General features: G+C 70.2%; 1 protein-coding gene. It reads right to left on the reverse strand.

Annotation, left to right across the window (positions count from 1 at the left end):
* The coding region (locus ACFHWT_RS31275) for an RHS repeat-associated core domain-containing protein (RefSeq protein ID WP_416598293.1) at positions 1–1,299 on the reverse strand (1,299 nt) is incomplete at both ends.

Genomic DNA, 1,299 nt, shown 5'->3' on the forward strand with positions numbered 1-1,299 from the left:
GCTGGCGGTGGAGGCTTTGGGGTTGGTTTTGGCCTGGGCCTGTTTCTGGACGGGGTTGCCGGTCTTCTTCGACGCGTTGACAGCTTTGTTGCTGGTGGTGTTGGCCTTGTCAGCGGCTTTCTTCGCGGCGGCCTGCGCGGCGCGTTTCGCCCGCTCGGCCGCCGCCTTCTTCGCGTTCAACGCCACGGTCTCGGCGGCTCGGGCCGCCCGCAGCACCGCCTGGGCTGCCGTTTTCGCTTTCTGCCAGGCCCTGATCGCGGAGAAGGTACGTTCGACGGCCTTGACGATCCGGCCGAACGCTTTGAACAGTTTGATGGCGGGCACGAACTCGGTGACCAGGTCGACACAGGACCACACGTCGCCGCCGAAGCAGCCCAGCGCGGCGTTGAGGCCGATGAACTCCTTCAACACGTCCCAGGCCACCGACAGGATGACCGACGTCATCGACCGGCCCGCGGCCGACTGGGCCTGGGCGACCTGCGCGGTGGACAGACCCGCACCGGCCAACGCCGCCGCCCGCTCCGACGCGGTCAGGCTGATCGACAGACCCGACGGGTCGGCGTGGGTGACCGGGTTGTTGTGCGCGTACGCGTACCCGTTGGACTGCAACGGGTCCGCCACATCGAGGACCGGGTCGGCGGACAGGAACCGGCCCACCACCGGGTCGTACAGGCGGGCGCCCAACGGGGTGTAGCCGGACGCCTCATCCGGGGTCGCGCCCAGGAACCCGGCCCGGGTCTTCAGATTCGTGGCCAGCACGTCGACCGCGCGGGGGTTACCGAACGGATCCCGCTTCAGGATCCGTACCGGCATCCCCGCCAGGGTCGAACCGACCTCCGCGTACGGGCTGCCCTGATGATCGGCCGCGACCGCCGCCAACTGGACCGACGCCGACCCGTAGGCGTACCGCAGCATGCCGCCACCCGGCACCGCGTAGCTGCGCTGACTGTTGACGTTCACCCCACCAGCGGCCACCGTGACCACCGCGTCGGCCAGGTGCAGCGTCGCCCGCCGGTCCTGCACGGTCAGCAACCGCGCCCCGTCCGGACCGTAGACGTGCCGGGTCTCGTCCTGCGCCGACCACACCTGACCGGTCGCGGCAGGATCACACACGGCCAACACGACCGGCGTCGAGTTCACGGTCGCACCACCATCGACCGCCAGACACAGACCGGACCCGGTGTGCCGCAACTGCCCGACCGCCGTACGGGCCAACCGCTGCGCCGCGGTGCCGTCACACGCACGCAGCTGGACCGCCGACCCGGCCGTGTCCCCGTCCGGCTGGACACACCAGTCGTC

Origin of the sequence: Micromonospora sp. LOL_021 (assembly GCF_048060215.1) — a bacterium.
Lineage (GTDB): Bacteria > Actinomycetota > Actinomycetes > Mycobacteriales > Micromonosporaceae > Micromonospora_E.